The organism is Serratia ficaria, from assembly GCF_900187015.1.
GTDB classification, from domain to species: domain Bacteria; phylum Pseudomonadota; class Gammaproteobacteria; order Enterobacterales; family Enterobacteriaceae; genus Serratia; species Serratia ficaria.
In genome coordinates, this window is sequence record NZ_LT906479.1 from 2348540 (window position 1) to 2367699 (window position 19160).

Sequence of the window (19160 nt, forward strand, 5' to 3'; positions counted from 1 at the left end):
TCTCTGGAAACTGTTCTTCTCTGCGGCGGAGTGCCGGGAAGTGATGGCGATCACAATAACGCAAAAATCGCTGAATTCAACCGTAGAGATGATGTTCTGTTGATCAAAGCCGCTAAAAAAAGCACGAAAAACGCCGGCGGCGGTGAAATCAACGGCGTGCGGCAGGGGCTTCCTGCCGCCGTAGCTCAGAACATGCGGCGGCTCATGCCGAGGATATCGAGGATCTTGGTCGAAATTTCCTCGACGGAATAGTTGGTGGTGTTCAGGTAGCGGATCTGGTTTTGGCGAAACAGCGCCTCGACCTCGGCGATTTCCATGCGGCATTGGCGCAGCGAGGCATAGCGGCTGTTTTCACGCCGTTCTTCGCGGATGGCGGCCAGGCGCTCCGGATCTATGGTCAGGCCGAAGAGCTTGTGCTGAAACGGCTTCAGCGACGCGGGGAGGTGCAAATTGTCCATATCGTCGGCGATAAACGGATAGTTGGCGGCGCGAATGCCGAACTGCATCGCCAGGTACAGGCTGGTGGGCGTTTTGCCGCAGCGCGAGACGCCCAGCAGGATCACCTGCGCCTGATCGAGATTGCGCAGCGAGATGCCGTCATCGTGCGCCAGCGTGTAATCGATGGCGGCGATGCGCGCATCGTATTTGCCGAGATTGCTGGCCGTCAGGCCGTGGGTGCGGTTCGGCACCGGCGTCGGCTCCACCTCCAGTTCGTCCTGCAGCGGGCCGACCAGCGCCTGCACGATATCCTGGCAGAAGCCTTCGCTTTGCACGATGACGTCGCGCACCTCCAGCGAGATGATCGAATAAAACACCAGCGGCCTGACGCCGGTGGCCCGATAAATATCGTTGATTTGCTGACAAACCGCGCGCGCGCGCGCCTCGGTTTCCACGAACGGCAGCGTGAAGGTCGTGGCCGTAACCGGAAACTGTGACAATACCGCATGCCCCAGCACTTCAGCGGTGATCGCCGTACCATCCGAAATATAAAAAACGCTTCTTTCCACCCGAGGCTCCTTACCTGAAAACGGTGTTCCTGCTGTAATCGCTGGCCCCATCATGTGCTGCGGACGATCGGTCGGTAAAGGGGCGGGTAAAAAAATTGTGACGACAGCGGGGATTGCGCGCGGCGGCCGCAGCGCGCCCTGGACGATATTGAAATAATATTTCATTTTTTATCAAGGGGCGTTTCATGGTATCCGGCGCCGTCGGTCTGAGGTTTTGGCGCTATTTTCGCCAAAAAGGGTATCGTTTGCATGGCCTTTAAATTTGCAGTTTAAAAACTACTTAATTTGTTGAGAATTAAGCTTTTAGTGCCATTGGGAACGGTTCCCATGAAAATCAGCCGCTTAGGTAATTCTCTTAAAATCCACTTTCTGCGGCGGGTTGATCGATTCACCTTTCCATTTCCTATGGATCATTGTGCTAGTCTGGTTCGGCTCCGTTTTTAGCGGCGCTTTTAAAGCAAGCGAATTAAATCCGTCTATACCCTACTGATAGCAATAAGGATTGTCTCGATGTCCAACAATGGCCCAGACTTGCGTAATGTGCTTTGGTACAACCAGCTTGGCATGCACGACGTTGACCGTGTCGGCGGCAAAAACGCCTCCCTCGGTGAAATGATCACCAATCTTTCCGATTTGGGCGTGGCCGTGCCAAACGGTTTTGCCACCACCGCGCAGGCGTTTAACGATTTCCTCGAACAAAGCGGTGTTAACCAGCGCATCTATCAGTTACTGGATCAAACTGACGTTGACGACGTTGCTCAGCTGGCCAAGGCCGGCGCGCAAATCCGCCAATGGGTGATCGACACGCCGTTCCATGCGGAATTCGAGCGCGAAATCAATCTGGCGTACCAACAGCTGGCCGACGGCGAACCGGAAGCCTCCTTCGCCGTGCGCTCCTCCGCCACCGCCGAAGACATGCCGGACGCCTCCTTCGCCGGCCAGCAAGAAACCTTCCTCAACGTGCAGGGCATCGACGCCGTGATGGTGGCGATCAAGCACGTTTTCGCCTCGCTGTTCAATGACCGCGCGATCTCCTACCGCGTGCATCAGGGCTACGATCACCGCGGCGTGGCGCTGTCGGCCGGGGTGCAACGCATGGTGCGTTCCGACCTGGCCTCTTCCGGCGTGATGTTCACCATCGATACCGAATCCGGTTTCGACCAGGTGGTCTTCATCACCTCCGCCTTCGGCCTGGGCGAAATGGTGGTGCAGGGGGCGGTGAACCCGGATGAGTTTTACGTCCACAAACCGACCTTGCTGAAGGGCAATCCGGCGATCGTGCGCCGCAACATGGGCTCGAAGAAGATCCGCATGGTGTACGCGCCATCGCAGGATCACGGCAAGCAGGTGCGCATCGAAGACGTGCCGGAACAGCAGCGCACCCGTTTCTCTCTGACCGATGACGAAGTGCAGGCGCTGGCGCGGCAGGCGATCCTGATCGAAAAACACTACGGCCGCCCGATGGACATCGAGTGGGCGAAAGACGGCCACACCGGCAAGTTGCTGATCGTGCAGGCCCGTCCGGAAACCGTGCGTTCCAACGAACAGACCATGGAGCGTTACCAGCTTAACGGTTCCGGCAAGGTGCTGGTGGAAGGGCGCGCTATCGGCCACCGTATCGGCGCGGGCCCGGTGAAGGTGATCCACGACATCAGCGAAATGGACCGCATCCAGGCCGGCGACGTGCTGGTGACCGACATGACCGACCCGGACTGGGAACCGATCATGAAGAAGGCCGCCGCCATCGTCACCAACCGCGGCGGCCGCACCTGCCACGCGGCGATCATCGCCCGTGAGCTGGGCATCCCGGCGGTAGTGGGCTGCGGCCACGCCACCGACGTGCTGAAAGACGGCCAGAAGGTCACCGTGTCCTGCGCGGAAGGCGACACCGGCTTCGTGTACAGCGATATGCTCGACTTCACCGTGCAGAGCTCGGAAGTGACCGAACTGCCGGATCTGCCGCTGAAGATCATGATGAACGTCGGCAACCCGGATCGCGCCTTTGACTTTGCGCGCCTGCCGAACGAAGGCGTAGGCCTGGCGCGGCTGGAGTTCATTATCAACCGCATGATTGGCGTGCACCCGCGGGCGCTGCTGGAGTTCGATCGGCAAACCCCGGCGCTGCAGAACGAAATTCGCGCGCTGATGCAGGGCTACGACCACCCGGTCGAATTCTATGTCGGTCGCCTGACCGAAGGCATCGCCACGCTGGGCGCGGCCTTCTGGCCTAAGCGGGTGATCGTGCGCCTGTCCGACTTCAAGTCCAACGAGTACGCCAACCTGGTGGGCGGCGAGAAGTATGAGCCGCATGAAGAGAACCCGATGCTGGGCTTCCGCGGCGCCGGCCGCTACGTGGCGGACAGCTTCCGCGACTGTTTCGCGCTGGAGTGCGAGGCGGTAAAACGCGTGCGCAACGAGATGGGCCTGACCAACGTCGAAATCATGGTGCCGTTCGTGCGCACCGTGGCGCAGGCGGAGGCGGTCGTGGCCGAGCTGGCGCGCCAGGGGCTGAAACGCGGCGAAAACGGGCTGAAAGTGATCATGATGTGCGAGATCCCTTCCAACGCCCTGCTGGCGGACCAGTTCCTCGAGCACTTCGACGGCTTCTCCATCGGCTCCAACGACATGACCCAGCTGGCGCTGGGGTTGGACCGCGACTCCGGCGTGGTTTCCGAGCTGTTCGACGAACGCAACGAGGCGGTGAAGGCGCTGCTGTCGATGGCGATCCAGGCGGCCAAGCGCCACGGCAAATACGTCGGTATTTGCGGCCAGGGGCCATCCGACCATGAAGACTTCGCCGAGTGGTTGATGGAGCAGGGCATCGACAGCCTGTCGCTCAACCCGGATACCGTGGTGCAAACATGGATTAATCTGTCGAAGAAAAAGTAACGCCCTCGGGGCTATTTGACGTTTTCGCTAAAAGCCGCGGCTCAGGTCGCGGCTTTTTTATTTCCGCATGTAAAAAGCCGGCGGTAAAATAAGCATGTCGGCGGAAAAAGAATAAAAAAAAGCCCATCAAAAGATGGGCAAAGACTACACACAGCAATTCACATGTATGGCATTACATTGTTTGGAAAGCTTGCTTTAAAATCAGTGATTTGAAGCAATAGATGGCCATAATACTAGGTATTCCGGCGCCATTAGTCATTAAGAATCATCCTAATCGATAGCGGCGTTATCTTTTTATTTTGCGCTGCGTTGGATTTTTGTTTGATCGGAAAAGATGTCTTTAATCGGCATGTTTAATTGGCCGCCGACGGGAATTGATTTAACCCGAAGGCTATTCGGCGAATATGCCTTAAAGGCGTCGGCAATCAATAATGCAGGGAGGGGGCGTGATATGCCGCCCGACGAACCGGGCGGCAGGCGGAAGGGTTACATCTCTTCCAGATTTTTCTCCACCTCTTTCAGGTCGGCGCTCGGCTCCGGCGCTTCGTCCATCCAGGCGGTGAGCAGGCGATAAGACACCGCCAACACCACCGGACCGATGAACAGGCCGATCAGTCCGAAGGCCAGCAGGCCGCCGATCACGCCCGACAGGATCAACAGCATCGGCAAATCGGCGCCCATGCGGATCAACACCGGCCGCAGCACGTTATCCAGCGTGGCGACCACGCAGCTCCACACCAGCAACACGGTGCCCCAGGTGGTGTCGCCGCTCCAATAGAGCCAAATGATGGCCGGCACCAACACGAACAATGGCCCCAGCTGCGCCACGCAGCAGATGAAGATCAGCACCGTCAGCAGGGTGGCGGCCGGAATGCCGGTCACCGCCAGACCGATGCCGCCCAGCACCGATTGCACCAGCGCCGTCACCACCACGCCCAGCGCCACCGCGCGGATCGCCTGGCCGCCCAGCAGCACCGCCGCGTCGCCGCGTTCGGCGCCCAGGCGCACCGCAAAGTGACGGATGCCCAACGCGACCTGTTCGCCGCGCGCGTACAGCAGCACGCTGAACAGCAGCATCAGGGTACAGTGCAGCAGCAGGCGGCCGATATGCGCCGCCTGCGCGACGAACCAGGTGGCGGTTTGGCCGAAATACGGCTGCACTTTCGCCAGCAGCGCCGCGCCGCCGGCGTTAACCAGCGTGTGATAGCTGTTGTAGACCTTATTGCCGATCATCGGGATCGACTGCAGCCAGGCCAGATCGGGGATATGCAGCTTGCCGGGCGTGCTGGCCCAGGCGATCACCGGCGCGCTGTTGTCCACCAGGCTGCTGATCATCAGCGAAATCGGCAGGATGAACAGCAGGATCAGCAGCAGCGTCATGACCACCACCGCCAGCGAACGCCGGCCCCACAGCAGTTTTTGCAGCTTGATCAACAACGGCCAGGTGGCGATGACCACCATGCCCGCCCAGGCAAAGCCGAGAATGAAGGGTTGAATGACCCAAAAACAGGCGACGATCATGATGGCGATAAACAGCACGCCGAAAATAATTCGCGGTAAGTCGTAACGCGAGTGCGGAAGTGGCATCAGTGGGTTCTCATCCTGGTCAGTTAAATCCTTGGCACCTTTTAATCATGGTGCATACCGGCCGATTTTCACAGCCCGCCGGCGCGTTTTTCCGCGCAGCCGGCGGTGCGGCGATAAGGGCAATAATGTGAATGCCTTCACTAAACGAGTATGTTAGTTTTTACCATCAATAAAAAATAGGGTGGGTCTGAATAAAGACCTGATTCAGCGTTTTCAGCGCATAAAAATTAGACAGACAGGGTCAAAAAAGCGAATGATCCCACAGATTTCTCAGGCGCCCGGCCTCGTTCAACGGGTGCTCGACTTTTTGGAAGCACTGAAGCACAACGGATTCAACGGCGATACCGCCACCAGCTATGCCGACCGGCTGACGATGGCCACCGACAACAGCGTTTACCAGCTGTTGCCCGATGCGGTGGTGTTTCCTCGCTCCACCAGCGATGTGGCGCTGATCGCCCGTCTGGCGGCGGAAGAGCGCTTCAAGGCGCTGACCTTCAGCCCGCGCGGCGGCGGTACCGGCACCAACGGGCAGTCGCTCAATACCGGCATCGTGGTCGACATGTCGCGCCACATGAACCGCATTCTGGAAATTAACGTCGAACAGGGCTGGGTGCGGGTGGAGGCCGGGGTCATCAAGGACCAGCTCAACCAGTATCTGCGGCCGTTCGGTTATTTCTTCTCGCCGGAGCTCTCCACCAGCAACCGCGCCACGCTGGGCGGCATGATCAACACCGACGCCTCCGGCCAGGGCTCGCTGGTGTACGGCAAAACCTCCGATCACGTGCTCGGCCTGCGGGCGGTGCTGCTGGGCGGTGAAATGATCGACACCCGCGCCATGCCGACGCCGCTGGCGGAAACGATTGCCCAGGAAGACAGCGCCGAAGGGCGCATCTACCATCGGGTGCTGAACAGCTGCCGCGACCGGCGCGCGCTGATCCTGGAAAAATTCCCCAAGCTCAACCGCTTCCTGACCGGTTACGACCTGCGCCACGTGCTGAGCGACGACCTGCAAACCTTCGATCTGACGCGCATTCTGACCGGCGCCGAAGGAACGCTGGCGTTCATCACCGAGGCGCGCCTGGACATTACGCCGCTGCCGAAGGTGCGCCGGTTGGTGAACGTCAAATACGACTCCTTCGATTCCGCGCTGCGCAATGCGCCCTTTATGGTGGCGGCCAAGGCGCTGTCGGTGGAAACCATCGACTCCAAGGTGCTGAACCTGGCGCGCGAAGACATCGTCTGGCATTCGGTCAGCGAACTGATCACCAACGTGCCGGATAAGGAAATGCTCGGTCTGAACATCGTGGAATTCGCCGGCGACGACCAGGAACTGATCGACGGGCAGATGGAAAGCCTGTGCCGGCGGCTGGATGAGCTGATCGCCGGGCGGCAGGGCGGCGTGATCGGTTATCAGGTCTGCGGCGATCTGGCGGGCATCGAACGCATTTACAATATGCGCAAGAAGGCGGTCGGGCTGCTGGGCAACGCCAAAGGGCAGGCCAAGCCGATCCCGTTCGCCGAAGACACCTGCGTGCCGCCGCAGCATCTGGCGGACTATATCGTCGAGTTCCGCCAGCTGCTGGACAGCCATAACCTCAGCTACGGCATGTTCGGCCACGTCGATGCAGGGGTGCTGCACGTGCGGCCGGCGCTCGACATGTGCGATCCGCAGCAGGAAGTGCTGATGAAGCAGATTTCCGACCAGGTGGTGGCGCTGACCGCCAAGTACGGCGGCCTGCTGTGGGGCGAACACGGTAAAGGGTTCCGCGCAGAATACAGCCCGGAATTCTTCGGCGAAACGCTGTACGAAGAGCTGCGCCGCATCAAGGCGGCGTTCGATCCCGACAATCGGCTGAACCCGGGCAAGATTTGTTCGCCGCTGAACCTGGATGCGCCGATGATGCAGGTGGACGCGGTCAAGCGCGGCACCTTTGATCGCCAGATCCCGATCGCGATCCGCACCTCGTTCCGCGGCGCGATGGAGTGCAACGGCAACGGCCTGTGCTTCAACTTTGACGTGCGCAGCCCGATGTGCCCGTCGATGAAGATCACCGGCAGCCGCATTCACTCGCCGAAGGGGCGTGCGGCGCTGGTGCGCGAATGGCTGCGGCTGCTGTCCGAGCAGGGCGTCGATCCGCTGGCGCTGGAAAAACAGCTGCCGCAGCAGCGCCTCAGCTTCCGTACGCTGATCGAGAAAACCCGCAATAGCTGGTACGCCGGCAAGGGCGAATACGACTTCTCGCACGAGGTGAAAGAGGCGATGTCCGGCTGCCTGGCCTGTAAAGCCTGTTCCACCCAGTGCCCGATCAAAATAGACGTGCCGGGTTTCCGCTCGCGCTTCCTGCAGCTGTATCACACCCGCTATCTGCGCCCGGCGCGCGATTATATGGTGGCCGGAGTGGAAAGCTACACGCCGCTGATGGCCAAGGCGCCGAAGGTGTTCAACTTCTTCTTCCGGCAGCCCTGGGTGCGGGAATTGAGCCGCAACGCCATCGGCATGGTCGATCTGCCGATGCTGTCGAGCCCGACGCTGCGCCAGCAGCTCTCCGGGCACGCCGCCGTTACCCTGACGCTGGAGCAGTTGGAAGGGCTGAGCGCCGCGCAGCGCGAAAATCACGTGCTGATCGTGCAGGATCCGTTCACCAGTTATTATGACGCCAAAGTGGTGGCGGACTTTGTCCGGCTGGTGGAAAAACTCGGCTACCAGCCGGTGCTGCTGCCATTTTCGCCGAACGGCAAGGCGCAGCACATTAAAGGTTTCCTGACGCGTTTTGCCCGCACCGCGCGCAAGACCGCCGATTTCCTCAACCGGGTGGCGCAGCTCGGCATGCCGCTGGTGGGCGTCGACCCGGCGCTGGTGCTGTGTTACCGCGATGAATACAACGAGATCCTCGGTGAACATCGCGGCGCGTTCCAGGTGCAGCTGGTGCACGAATGGTTGCAGCAGTTGGTGGCGGAGCGCGCCGAGCAGCCGGCGACCGGCGAGCCCTGGTATCTGCTGGGGCACTGCACCGAAACCACCGCGCTGCCGGCCAGCGGCCAACAGTGGGCGGCGATCTTTTCCCGCTTCGGCGCCAGGCTGGAAAACGTCAGCGTCGGCTGCTGCGGCATGGCCGGTACCTACGGGCACGAGGTGAAGAACCTGCAAAACTCGCTCGGCATTTATGAGCTATCATGGCATCCGGCGCTGCAGCGTCTGCCGCGGCAACGCTGCCTGGCGACCGGCTATTCGTGCCGCAGCCAGGTGAAGCGCATCGAGGGCAACGGCGTGCGCCACCCATTACAGGCACTTCTGGAGATGATTGTGTGAAATTGTGGAAACGTGAAACATCGCTGGAGCAGCTGAACCGCGCCGGTGACGGCTGCATGGTCAGCCACGTGGGCATCGAGTTTACCCAACTGGGGGAAGACTTTCTCGAAGCCACCATGCCGGTGGACAGCCGCACCCGGCAACCGTTCGGGCTGCTGCACGGCGGCGCTTCGGTGGTGCTGGCGGAGTCGATGGGCTCGATGGCCGGCTATCTGTGCAGCGAAGGCGAGCAAAAGGTGGTGGGGCTGGAAATCAACGCCAACCACCTGCGGGCGGTGTTTGACGGCCAGGTGCGCGGCGTGTGCCGCGCGCTGCACGTCGGCCGGCGCCATCAGGTATGGCAGATCGAGATTTTCGATCCGCGCGATCGCCTGTGCTGCACGTCGCGCCTGACCACCGCGGTGATCGACTGAGCCTGCCTTTCCCGCAGGCGGTTCGCCTGCGGGAAAGCCTTTGGCGCCACGGACATGACCGCCCGCCGCTCCACTTTTACAAATTCGATTTTCCGAATGTGAAATTGACATTAAGGGAAAAAACAATACTATGGATAGAAGTAGCCTGAGGAAATGAATATGGCGTTAACCGCCCTGCGACTGTTCAAGAATCTGTCCGACGAAACACGGTTGAAAATAGTCTTGCTCCTGAGAGAATTGGGCGAGCTCTGCGTTTGCGAACTGACCGGTTCGCTCGAAGAGCTGCAACCCAAGATATCGCGGCATCTTTCGATGCTGCGTGAAAGTGGCTTGTTGATTGATCGACGTGATGGCAAGTGGATCCATTATCGGCTTTCGCCGCATATGCCGGCCTGGGCTGCGGCCGTGATTGAACAGGCCTATCTGAGTCAGAAAGACGAAGTCACCCAATTGGCGCGCCGCGTTTCTCGCAGCAACGCCACAAGCGGCGGCAAGGCGGTCTGTCTCTAACGAATAAAAATTTTATCTTTTCATATTTGGTTATTCGAATTCGTATCGGCGCTATGCCATTTTGATGGGGGAGGCCGAGGCTATCGCCCATCGTTCTACGGAGGTTGTATGGGGTTGGCTGCGGCGATTTTTGTCCTGACTATTGTTCTGGTGATCTGGCAGCCGAAGGGGTTGGGGATCGGTTGGAGCGCGATGCTGGGCGCGGTGCTCGCCTTGCTGTCCGGCGTGGTGCACTTCGGTGATATTCCCACGGTGTGGCATATCGTCTGGAACGCCACCGCGACCTTTATCGCCGTGATTATCATCAGCCTGTTGCTGGACGAGTCCGGCTTCTTTGAATGGGCGGCACTGCACGTTGCGCGATGGGGCAATGGGCGAGGGCGCTGGTTGTTTACTTATATTGTGTTGTTGGGGGCGGCGGTTTCCTCGCTGTTCGCCAATGACGGCGCCGCATTGATACTGACACCTATCGTGATCGCCATGCTGTTGGCGCTGGGCTTCAGCAAGGGGACTACGCTGGCGTTTGTGATGGCGGCGGGGTTTATCGCGGATACCGCCAGTTTGCCGCTTATCGTGTCGAACCTGGTCAACATCGTCTCGGCCGATTTCTTTCAGCTGGGATTCAACGAGTACGCTGCGGTGATGGTGCCGGTCGATATCGCGGCGATTATCGCCACGCTGGTGATGCTGCATCTGTTTTTCCGCAAAGATATCCCGGCGACCTATGAACCAGCCAAATTAAAAGCCCCACGGCAGGCGATCCGCGATGCGCAAACCTTCAAAACCGGCTGGGGCGTTTTGGCGCTGTTGCTGGTTGGCTTCTTTGGGCTGGAGCCGCTGGGCGTGCCCGTCAGTTCAGTGGCGGCGGCCGGCGCCTTGCTGCTGTTTGTCGTGGCCAAGAAAGGGCATGTCATCAATACCGGCAAAGTGCTGCGCGGCGCGCCCTGGCAGATCGTTATTTTCTCGCTGGGCATGTACCTGGTGGTTTACGGGCTGCGTAATGCCGGGCTTACCGGCTACCTGTCAGCGATACTCGACGGCTTCGCCGAGCATGGGCTTTGGGCCGCCACCCTGGGCACCGGCTTTCTCACGGCGCTTCTGTCTTCCATCATGAACAATATGCCCACGGTATTGGTAGGGGCGTTGTCCATCGACGGCAGCGCAGCCACCGGTGTGATCAAGGAGGCGATGATCTACGCCAATGTCATTGGCAGCGATTTGGGCCCTAAAATCACCCCTATCGGCAGCCTGGCCACCCTGCTGTGGTTACACGTGTTGGCGCAAAAGGACATCAAAATCACCTGGGGATATTACTTCCGGGTGGGCATCGTCATGACGTTGCCGGTGCTGTTGGTCACGCTGGCGGCGCTGGCATTGCGTTTGTCGGCGTAGAAATACCCCTTTTACTCGGTCAACTGTCGGCACCGTACGGCGCTGACCCATTCTAAAGAGAGTGATTTATGAGCGCCATTACGATTTATCACAACCCGGCTTGCGGCACTTCACGCAATACTCTGGCGCTGATCCGCAACAGCGGCGCGGAGCCAAGGGTCATTTTGTATCTGGAGACGCCGCCAAGCCGTGATGAACTGGTGAAGCTCATCGCCGATATGCATATCGGCGTGCGCGCCCTGTTGCGCAAAAATGTGGAGCCTTATGAACGGTTAGGGCTAGCCGAAGAGAAATGGAACGATGAGCAATTGATTGATTTCATGCTTCAGCAGCCGATTCTGATTAATCGGCCCATCGTCGTGACGCCGTTAGGCACCAAACTGTGCCGACCTTCGGAAGCGGTGCTGGATATCTTGCCGGATGCGCAAAAAGGCGAGTTCACCAAAGAAGACGGCGAAAAGGTAATAGACGCGCAAGGGCGGCGTGTGGCCAGATAATTCCCTCGCAGCCGCCAAAAAGCGTCGGTCCGGTCGTTGCCACCCTATTTTCCAGGGGGCCCGCTGTCTATGGTTGACGTTTTCTATCGCGCTGGCTCGCTGGTTTTCGGCGGTTTGGCTGGGGGGATGTTGAACGTCTGGTTTTAAGGGCGATCGCTACCGGTATTTCCTTTCCTGGAAGAGATCCCGACCGATGTGAGGGGCGTTTACCCGAGGGGATTGGGTCGCCATGGAACGCAGCATACGCCGCGGTGAAGAAGGGATACGTCTCTGATGCTGCGGCAGTATGTACACCCTCATAATATTGGCCAGTCAGCAGGTTAAAACAGTTTTTTTACTCGGGATAGGGCGGCAAGACAGAATATTCTTACTTTTACCGTCAACTCGCTTGCCGATGCCAAACCATTACAGTACTGTCGTCAATTGACGACAATAACAGCCTCGAACGTCAACAATGAATGGATTCATGTAACATCTTTCATCCCGCCATGTGCGGGTTTTTTTTATCTCTTGTTCTTTGCCGTCGCCGCGATTGGCTGCGCATGGCCTTTCCCTTGCAGCCAAATGAATGCCGCCCTGAAGGACGGCATTATCGTACTATCGCACCAGATGCAGGAAATGAAGATGTTTTTCATACTGGTCAAGAATATCGTTAATTAACTGCTCCTGATTCCAGCCCATAACGTCATAATTTTGCCCGCCTTCTTTCAGATAGATTTCGGCACGATAGTATTTATGCTGTTCGGCCTGCTGCTCGTCGTTGTCCATTGCGGCAAGTGCAAACGTTGGCGAGTTGTAGCCACGTAGCCTGACTTCGTAGATAAAATTGAGCTCATTCCCCAAGTCCACCTCCAGGCGGATGCGATCCTCGGAAGCGTCGCTGATATGACTGAGCGTGCCTTGCTTATTCAGCTCCTCCTGTACCAACGTCATAGCGGACCGTATAACCTCATCCATGAAACGTTTGACGAGTGAGCGTTTCGGCAGGTGGGCGATATTGCGCAATCTGCGCTGCCAGGGGATGGGATTGCGCGCCGCCGTGGGCGCAATTGTGGCCATGCTCTGGCTTTCCCGTTTGGTAAGATCCCGGCGCAGCGCCTTGAGCAACCCATATATGGAAATAAGGAGGATCACCGAAAAAGGAAGCGCACTGGCGATAGTGACCGTTTGCAGAGCGCTCAGTCCACCGGCAAGCAGCAGTGCAATCGCCACAACGCCCATCAGCGCTGCCCAGAAAATCCGCTGCCAGACCGGCGTATTGCTGGCTCCGCCAGAGGCCAGGGTATCCACCACCATCGCACCGGAGTCCGCCGAGGTAACAAAGAAAACGATCACCATCGCCATAGCGATAAACGAAAGGATGCTGGAGAACGGGAAGTGTTCAAGAAAATTAAACAGGGCCAGTGCGACATCCTGCTGGACCGTCGTTGCCAGATCGGTCGCACCTTGGGTCATGATGAGATAAATGGCGCTGTTGCCAAACACCGTCATCCACATGAGCGTGAAACCTGCCGGAACGAACAGCACGCCAGTGACAAACTCGCGAATTGTTCTGCCACGGGAAACGCGAGCGATAAACATACCGACAAACGGAGACCAGGAAAGCCACCATCCCCAGTACAACAATGTCCATCCGCCCAGCCAGTTGCTTGATTTGGGTTCATAGGCGTACAGGTTGAACGTTTTACTGACCAGTTCCGACAGATAGCCCCCCGTGTTTTCTACAAAAGATTTCAGCAGCAGAACCGTGGGCCCCAACAGCAGCACAAGCGTCAGCAGCAGCAAGGCTAATCCAAGGTTCAGCTCTGAGAGAATGCGTATTCCTTTATCCAGACCGGAAACCACGGATATTGTCGCCAGTCCGGTAATCACCACGATCAGTATGACCTGAACAGTCTCATTAATGGGAATGCCGAAGAGGTGATTGAGTCCGGCATTCACCTGCAGCACACCGTATCCCAGAGAGGTTGCCACCCCAAATACGGTGCCAATAACGGCAAAAATATCCACGGCGTGGCCAATGGGGCCGTATATACGATCGCCAATGATGGGGTAGAGTGCGGAACGGAGCGTCAGAGGCAGACCGTGACGATAGCTGAAAAATGCCAGAATCAACGCCACAATCGCATAGATGGCCCAGGCGTGAAGCCCCCAGTGGAAGAACGTCAGGCGCATAGCTTGCTTGGCCGCTTCAACGGTCTCTGGCGTGCCTACCGGCGGTGAAAGGTAGTGCATCACTGGCTCGGCGACCCCGAAGAACATCAATCCTATTCCCATCCCCGCTGAAAACAGCATGGCGAACCAAGAATGATAGCTGAAGTCGGGTTGAGCATGATCTGGCCCAAGCTTAATGTCACCGTAGCGGGAAAGGCCGAGAAATGTGACGCTGAGGAGTATCAATGCGACGGCCAGAATGTAGAACCAACTGGCGTTGGTGAAGATTTGCTGCTGGAGAAGTTTGAAATTCCTGTCTGCGAGGTCAGGAAAAATCGCCGCAAAGGCGACCAGAAGAAAAATTAACAAAGCAGAAGTGAAAAATACTGCTTTGTTAATCTGGCTCTTTGACTTCTTTGGGATTGTATCAGTCTCACTCATATATTGTATTCATTCCATTTGATGTAAAAACTGCCCTGGATGAGGGGGATGCCGATTCTACTGTAGCAAAATTTCCTCCATCCTTGCAGGGGAGCGCCGGGTGTGGATGCTCGTGATATGATGACAGGCAACGGCGACGTCACCCCGACACCGTCCTTCATCCAAACCGGCTTCGGCCGGTTTTTTTGCGGCTATATCCAGGCTGTTCTCATCGACGGTTTATAGGGATATCGCAGCGTTCTTGATGGTTACTCGCCTGTTAATTAATCAATCAATCACACGAGAAAATCGCGCTGATTCACGCGTGTTGCGAGCTTGTGCATGCAAAGAAATAGTTTAAATATGCGAGGTATTCCACACGGTTACGCTTGCAAACGGCGAGACTTTACGACAGTTTAGCCATGTGTGGATTAGTTGCGAAATGTAACTATACCCGTTTGCACAGGATAAATCTCACGTTCGACGGCGCATATAGGCAGCAGCCCGGTGTCAGGCAGCTCAACTGCACGCATTGCCCGGGCATCAACGAAGGAGTTGGATTGCATGAATGAATTTGTCAATGCCGTCAATGGCGTGATCTGGAGCCAAGCGCTCATCTATCTGTGTTTGGGGACCGGCCTCTATTTTTCTTTGCGCAGCCGCTTTCTGCAACTGCGCCACCTGAAGGGCATGGTGCGTTTGATATTCCAGGGCAAGGCCAACGCCGCCGGTGTTTCTTCATTCCAGGCTCTTTCCATGACCCTGGCGGGGCGAGTAGGGACCGGCAACATCGCGGGGGTGGCAACCGCCATTACCTTTGGGGGACCGGGCGCGTTGTTCTGGATGTGGATGGTTGCCTTCCTTGGCGCAAGTTCCGCGTTCGTGGAGTCGACACTGGGCCAGGTTTATAAAGAAAAGCTTGATGGCGAGTATCGCGGCGGCCCGGCGTTCTACATAGAGAAAGGGCTTGGCATGAAATGGTATGCCTGGATTTTTGCCATCGTTACCATTTTTTCCTGCGGTGTGCTGTTGCCGGGAGTGCAGGCCAACTCTATCGGGGCCAGCCTGGATATCGCGTTTGGGATAAGCCCTAATGTAACGGCCGCGCTGTTGGCGATGCTGTTGGGATTCATCATCTTCGGCGGCGTGAAACGGATTGCGAGTTTTGCCGGCACCGTCGTGCCGTTCATGGCGCTGGGTTATATCATCGTGGCCTGCGTGATCGTCGCGCTCAACATCGATCAACTGCCGGGTGTCATTCTGCTGGTCTGGAAGAGCGCGTTTGGTCTCGATGCCGGGTTTGGCGCCATTTTGGGGCTGGCTATCATGTGGGGAGTAAAACGCGGGGTGTATTCCAACGAGGCGGCTCAAGGGACCGGCCCGCACGCGTCTTCCGCGGCGGCGGTCAGTCACCCGGCGAAGCAAGGGCTGGTGCAGGCCTTTTCGGTTTATATCGACACGTTGTTCGTTTGTTCTGCCACCGGTTTCATGTTGCTTATTACCGGGTTGTATAACGTTCAAGGGCCGGATGGCGGCGCGCTCTATACCGGGATAGCCGGCGTTGCCGCCGGTCCCGGCTATGTGCAAACGGCGATGGAGAGCATGATGCCCGGCTTCGGCAGCTATTTTGTCGCCATTGCGCTTTTCTTTTTTGCCTTCACCACCATCGTTGCCTATTACTATATTGCCGAGACCAATATTGCCTATCTCAACCGGAAGATACATCGCCCGTGGCTTACCTTTGTGCTGAAGATCGGCTTGATGGCATCCGCCGTATACGGCACGGTCAAGACGGCTGACCTGGCATGGGGAATGGGGGATATTGGGGTGGGGCTGATGGCCTGGCTTAATATCGTCGCCATTTTGCTGCTGCGGAATACGGCTTTCGTCTGCCTGAAGGATTATGAAAAGCAGCTGGCTGAAGGTGTCGACCCGGTATTTCACCCAGAGAAGCTCGGGATCAAGCAGGCCGACTATTGGGTAGACAATCGGGCCGAGGTGAACCTGATGCGCGAGTCAGCGGGAAATATTGATGAGAATGCAAAGCTCCCCGGCAGATAACGCCTCATGGCGATAGCCCACTCTCGATGTTTCATCACGCATCGCATTCAAACCGGCTTAGGCCGGTTTTTTACAGCTGAAACGGCACCCGCTTGACGAAGTCCTTTTGGAAGGCGTTGGCTTTTTCCCAGGTGCCTTCCATCGCATATTTTTGACAGATCAGCGTCAGCGTGTGGCGCGCGAAATGGTAGCTCTGCACCCGGAACAGCTGGCAACGCTGCGGGTTGTTGATCTCGACGATCAGCCGGTTGTGCAGTTTGCTGAGCGCATGCAGGTAGCTCTCGTCGTCGCCGTTTTCCAGACACAGGTTCGCCATCGCCAGGCTGACGTTGTTGTAGCGCTTCAGGTGGTTGACGTTGCATTCCGGCCGCTTGAGGGCGGCCTCGGCCATGTAGAAGTCTACCGTGGCGTCACGCACGCTGAATTTGTAGTCATCAATCTTGCCCAGCAGCCATGCATTGATCGAAATAGTCATTTGCCCGCGCTCAAATACCAATTGAATGATAATCATTATCATATTTGCTGCTGCGTTCGCGATCAATCGTTCTGTTGAGTTTTTTATTGGCCGGCGGGGTGCAATTGCCGCGCGGCGGCCCAATATACTCAGTAGCGACTAAACTTTAATCAATGGGCGGCCTGTCGGTCCGCCCGCCGGCGCGGCCCAATGGCCGAAAATGCCGGTTATGGCCGATAAACGCATTTTTACGACAGACAAAATGCAGAAATAGGTATTTTCTATGAATGTTTAAATCGGCAAAGTTCCGCAGCGCTGTAAAGCCTGCGGGCCACCGGGGAAAGCGGTACGGTGATGCAGGATATGCAGTAAATTCATAGGGATAAAATGAGCTCCTGGCCGCCGGACCGCGCAGCGCGCCGCGACTGTCCCGCGCGCTTGCCGCACGCCGCAGCGAAAAACCGCGCCCGCGGCGGATACCCCCGCAAAACAAACGGTTGAAGTGATAATCGTTATCACTAACATATAAGCAACCCAGATTGGCTGTGGTCAAACACGAGTGTGAGGTAGACCCTATGCAAACGGAAAATGTCGGCACTTTTTCTCTGGATGAAAATGTCTGGCAAGGCATTGCGCTCAGCGACAGCGCCGTACAACAAATTACAAAACTGATGCAGCAGGATCCGCAGGTGCAAGGGCTGCAGCTGGGGGTGAAGCAATCCGGCTGCGCCGGGTTCGCTTACGTGCTGGATCTGACGCGCGAACCCGCCGAAGACGACCTGCTGTTCGAGCGCGACGGCGCCAAACTCTACGTGCCGTTGAAAGCCATGCCGTTTATCGACGGCACCACGGTGGATTTTGTCCGCGAAGGGCTGAATCAGATATTTAAATTCAATAACCCTAAAGCTCAGCATGCCTGCGGGTGCGGCGAGAGTTTTGGCGTTTGAGCGATGCAATCAACATGACACGAAGCAATGTAGAAATGCCTAATGAAGTACAGGCTTGGGTCAGCGAAGGTCGCTATAAAGAAGGTTTTTTCACCCAGCTGGCCACCGATGAGTTAGCCAAAGGCATCAACGAAGACGTGGTGCGGGCGATCTCGGCCAAGCGCAATGAGCCGGAGTGGATGCTCGAATTCCGCCTCGAAGCCTATCGCGCCTGGCTGCAGATGGAAGAGCCGCACTGGCTGAAGGCCAACTACGATCGCCTGAACTATCAGGATTACAGCTATTACTCGGCGCCGTCCTGCGGCAGCTGCGACGACGCCTGCGGCTCGCAGCCCGGCGCGGAGCAGCAGCCGGGTGCCGCCACCGACAGCGGTTATTTGACCAGCGAAGTGGAACTGGCGTTCAACCAGCTGGGCGTGCCGGTGCGCGAGGGCAGCGAAGTGGCGGTCGACGCCATCTTCGACTCGGTTTCCGTCGCCACCACCTACCGCGAAAAGCTGGCGGAGAGCGGGGTGATCTTCTGCTCGTTCGGCGAAGCCATTCAGGAATACCCGGATCTGGTGCGCCGGTACCTGGGCCGCGTGGTGCCGTCCAACGATAACTTCTTCGCCGCGCTGAACGCCGCCGTGGCCTCGGACGGCACCTTCGTCTACGTGCCGAAGGGCGTGCGCTGCCCGATGGAGCTGTCGACCTACTTCCGCATCAACGCCGCCAAAACCGGCCAGTTCGAACGCACCATTCTGATCGCCGACGAGGGCAGCTACGTCAGCTATATCGAGGGCTGTTCCGCGCCGGTGCGCGACAGCTACCAGCTGCACGCGGCGGTGGTGGAGGTGATCCTGCACAAGGACGCCGAGGTGAAATATTCGACGGTGCAGAACTGGTTCTCCGGCGGCGAGAGCAAGGGCGGCATTCTGAACTTCGTCACCAAGCGTGCGCTGTGTGAAGGCGCCGGCTCCAAAATGTCCTGGACCCAGTCGGAAACCGGCTCGGCGATCACCTGGAAATACCCGAGCGTGATCCTGCAGGGCGACAACTCGATCGGCGAATTCTTCTCGGTGGCGCTGACCAGCGGCCATCAGCAGGCGGATACCGGCACCAAGATGATCCACATCGGCAAAAACACCAAGTCGACCATCATCGCCAAAGGCATCTCCGCCGGACACAGCGAGAATACCTACCGCGGCCTGGTGAAAATCCTGCCGGGGGCGGAAAACGCCCGCAATTTCACCCAGTGCGACTCGATGCTGATCGGGCCGGACAGCGGCGCCCATACCTTCCCGTACGTCGAGGCGCGCAATAACAGCGCCCAGCTGGAGCATGAGGCCACCACCTCGAAGATCGGCGACGATCAGCTGTTTTACTGCCTGCAGCGCGGCATCAGCGAAGACGACGCCATCTCGATGATCGTCAACGGCTTCTGTAAGGACGTTTTCTCCGAGCTGCCGCTGGAGTTCGCCGTCGAGGCGCAGAAACTTCTGGCCATCAGCCTGGAACACAGCGTGGGCTAACCGCCGAA

General features: G+C 57.8%; 13 protein-coding genes. 9 read left to right on the top strand and 4 right to left on the bottom strand.

Going from position 1 to position 19160, the window contains the following annotated elements:
• Nucleotides 1-185: 185 nt before the first annotated feature.
• Nucleotides 186-1058, bottom strand: coding sequence for a posphoenolpyruvate synthetase regulatory kinase/phosphorylase PpsR (gene ppsR, locus CKW09_RS11130; RefSeq protein ID WP_161990697.1), 873 nt, complete (start codon nucleotides 1056-1058; stop codon nucleotides 186-188).
• A gap of 459 nt (nucleotides 1059-1517) precedes the next feature.
• On the opposite strand from ppsR, the gene ppsA reads away from it, so the two are divergent.
• Nucleotides 1518-3896, top strand: coding sequence for a phosphoenolpyruvate synthase (gene ppsA / locus CKW09_RS11140; RefSeq protein WP_061795506.1), 2379 nt, complete (start codon nucleotides 1518-1520; stop codon nucleotides 3894-3896).
• A 486-nt stretch (nucleotides 3897-4382) separates the two neighbouring features.
• Here the strand turns inward: ppsA and ydiK are convergent, their stop codons facing one another.
• On the bottom strand, nucleotides 4383-5483 hold the full coding sequence (ydiK, locus tag CKW09_RS11145) for an AI-2E family transporter YdiK (protein WP_061795507.1): 1101 nt from the start codon (nucleotides 5481-5483) through the stop codon (nucleotides 4383-4385).
• 253 nt (nucleotides 5484-5736) lie between these two features.
• Between ydiK and ydiJ the strand changes: the two genes are divergently transcribed.
• The 5 genes from ydiJ (at nucleotide 5737) to arsC (ending at nucleotide 11605) form a co-directional block, all read left to right on the top strand.
• A complete protein-coding gene (gene ydiJ / locus CKW09_RS11150; RefSeq protein WP_061795508.1) occupies nucleotides 5737-8793 on the top strand; it encodes a D-2-hydroxyglutarate dehydrogenase YdiJ in 3057 nt (1018 codons plus the stop codon).
• Complete coding sequence (gene menI, locus CKW09_RS11155) at nucleotides 8790-9206, top strand: 1,4-dihydroxy-2-naphthoyl-CoA hydrolase (RefSeq protein WP_073970241.1); 417 nt, start codon at nucleotides 8790-8792, stop codon at nucleotides 9204-9206. The genes ydiJ and menI overlap by 4 nt, the downstream gene beginning before the upstream one ends.
• 159 nt (nucleotides 9207-9365) lie before the next feature.
• Nucleotides 9366-9716: a metalloregulator ArsR/SmtB family transcription factor gene (locus CKW09_RS11160; protein ID WP_061795536.1), complete on the top strand. Its 351-nt coding sequence runs from the start codon at nucleotides 9366-9368 to the stop codon at nucleotides 9714-9716.
• 108 nt (nucleotides 9717-9824) lie between these two features.
• Nucleotides 9825-11108: an arsenic transporter gene (locus tag CKW09_RS11165; protein WP_061795509.1), complete on the top strand. Its 1284-nt coding sequence runs from the start codon at nucleotides 9825-9827 to the stop codon at nucleotides 11106-11108.
• Nucleotides 11109-11176: 68 nt separating this feature from the next.
• A complete protein-coding gene (arsC, locus tag CKW09_RS11170; protein WP_095097258.1) occupies nucleotides 11177-11605 on the top strand; it encodes a glutaredoxin-dependent arsenate reductase in 429 nt (142 codons plus the stop codon).
• Between the two features lie 597 nt (nucleotides 11606-12202).
• Here the strand turns inward: arsC and CKW09_RS11175 are convergent.
• Nucleotides 12203-14200: a BCCT family transporter gene (locus tag CKW09_RS11175; RefSeq protein ID WP_095097261.1), complete on the bottom strand. Its 1998-nt coding sequence runs from the start codon at nucleotides 14198-14200 to the stop codon at nucleotides 12203-12205.
• Nucleotides 14201-14743: 543 nt separating this feature from the next.
• Here CKW09_RS11175 and CKW09_RS11180 point away from each other — a divergent pair.
• Entirely contained in the window at nucleotides 14744-16240 is a 1497-nt protein-coding gene (locus CKW09_RS11180; RefSeq protein WP_095097264.1) for an alanine/glycine:cation symporter family protein, read from the top strand.
• 70 nt (nucleotides 16241-16310) lie between these two features.
• Here the strand turns inward: CKW09_RS11180 and CKW09_RS11185 are convergent, their stop codons facing one another.
• Nucleotides 16311-16715, bottom strand: coding sequence for a hypothetical protein (locus tag CKW09_RS11185; protein WP_061795537.1), 405 nt, complete (start codon nucleotides 16713-16715; stop codon nucleotides 16311-16313).
• Nucleotides 16716-17269: 554 nt separating this feature from the next.
• Here CKW09_RS11185 and sufA point away from each other — a divergent pair.
• Both sufA and sufB read left to right on the top strand, forming a co-directional pair.
• Nucleotides 17270-17641, top strand: a complete 372-nt coding sequence (gene sufA, locus CKW09_RS11190) for a Fe-S cluster assembly scaffold SufA (RefSeq protein WP_061795512.1) — start codon at nucleotides 17270-17272, stop codon at nucleotides 17639-17641.
• Between the two features lie 14 nt (nucleotides 17642-17655).
• Complete coding sequence (sufB, locus tag CKW09_RS11195; protein ID WP_061795538.1) at nucleotides 17656-19152, top strand: Fe-S cluster assembly protein SufB; 1497 nt, start codon at nucleotides 17656-17658, stop codon at nucleotides 19150-19152.
• The last annotated feature ends 8 nt before the right edge of the window (nucleotides 19153-19160 follow it).

Bases quoted from the DNA above. Each gene is read 5' to 3' on its own strand.
- arsC (WP_095097258.1), top strand. From the start codon at position 11,177: ATGAGCGCCATTACGATTTATCACAACCCGGCTTGCGGCACTTCACGC.
- CKW09_RS11175 (WP_095097261.1), bottom strand. From the start codon at position 14,200: ATGAGTGAGACTGATACAATCCCAAAGAAGTCAAAGAGCCAGATTAAC.
- ydiJ (WP_061795508.1), top strand. From the start codon at position 5,737: ATGATCCCACAGATTTCTCAGGCGCCCGGCCTCGTTCAACGGGTGCTC.
- CKW09_RS11185 (WP_061795537.1), bottom strand. From the start codon at position 16,715: ATGACTATTTCGATCAATGCATGGCTGCTGGGCAAGATTGATGACTAC.
- ppsR (WP_161990697.1), bottom strand. From the start codon at position 1,058: ATGGGGCCAGCGATTACAGCAGGAACACCGTTTTCAGGTAAGGAGCCT.
- ydiK (WP_061795507.1), bottom strand. From the start codon at position 5,483: ATGCCACTTCCGCACTCGCGTTACGACTTACCGCGAATTATTTTCGGC.
- ppsA (WP_061795506.1), top strand. From the start codon at position 1,518: ATGTCCAACAATGGCCCAGACTTGCGTAATGTGCTTTGGTACAACCAG.
- CKW09_RS11160 (WP_061795536.1), top strand. From the start codon at position 9,366: ATGGCGTTAACCGCCCTGCGACTGTTCAAGAATCTGTCCGACGAAACA.
- sufA (WP_061795512.1), top strand. From the start codon at position 17,270: ATGCAAACGGAAAATGTCGGCACTTTTTCTCTGGATGAAAATGTCTGG.
- sufB (WP_061795538.1), top strand. From the start codon at position 17,656: ATGACACGAAGCAATGTAGAAATGCCTAATGAAGTACAGGCTTGGGTC.
- CKW09_RS11165 (WP_061795509.1), top strand. From the start codon at position 9,825: ATGGGGTTGGCTGCGGCGATTTTTGTCCTGACTATTGTTCTGGTGATC.
- CKW09_RS11180 (WP_095097264.1), top strand. From the start codon at position 14,744: ATGAATGAATTTGTCAATGCCGTCAATGGCGTGATCTGGAGCCAAGCG.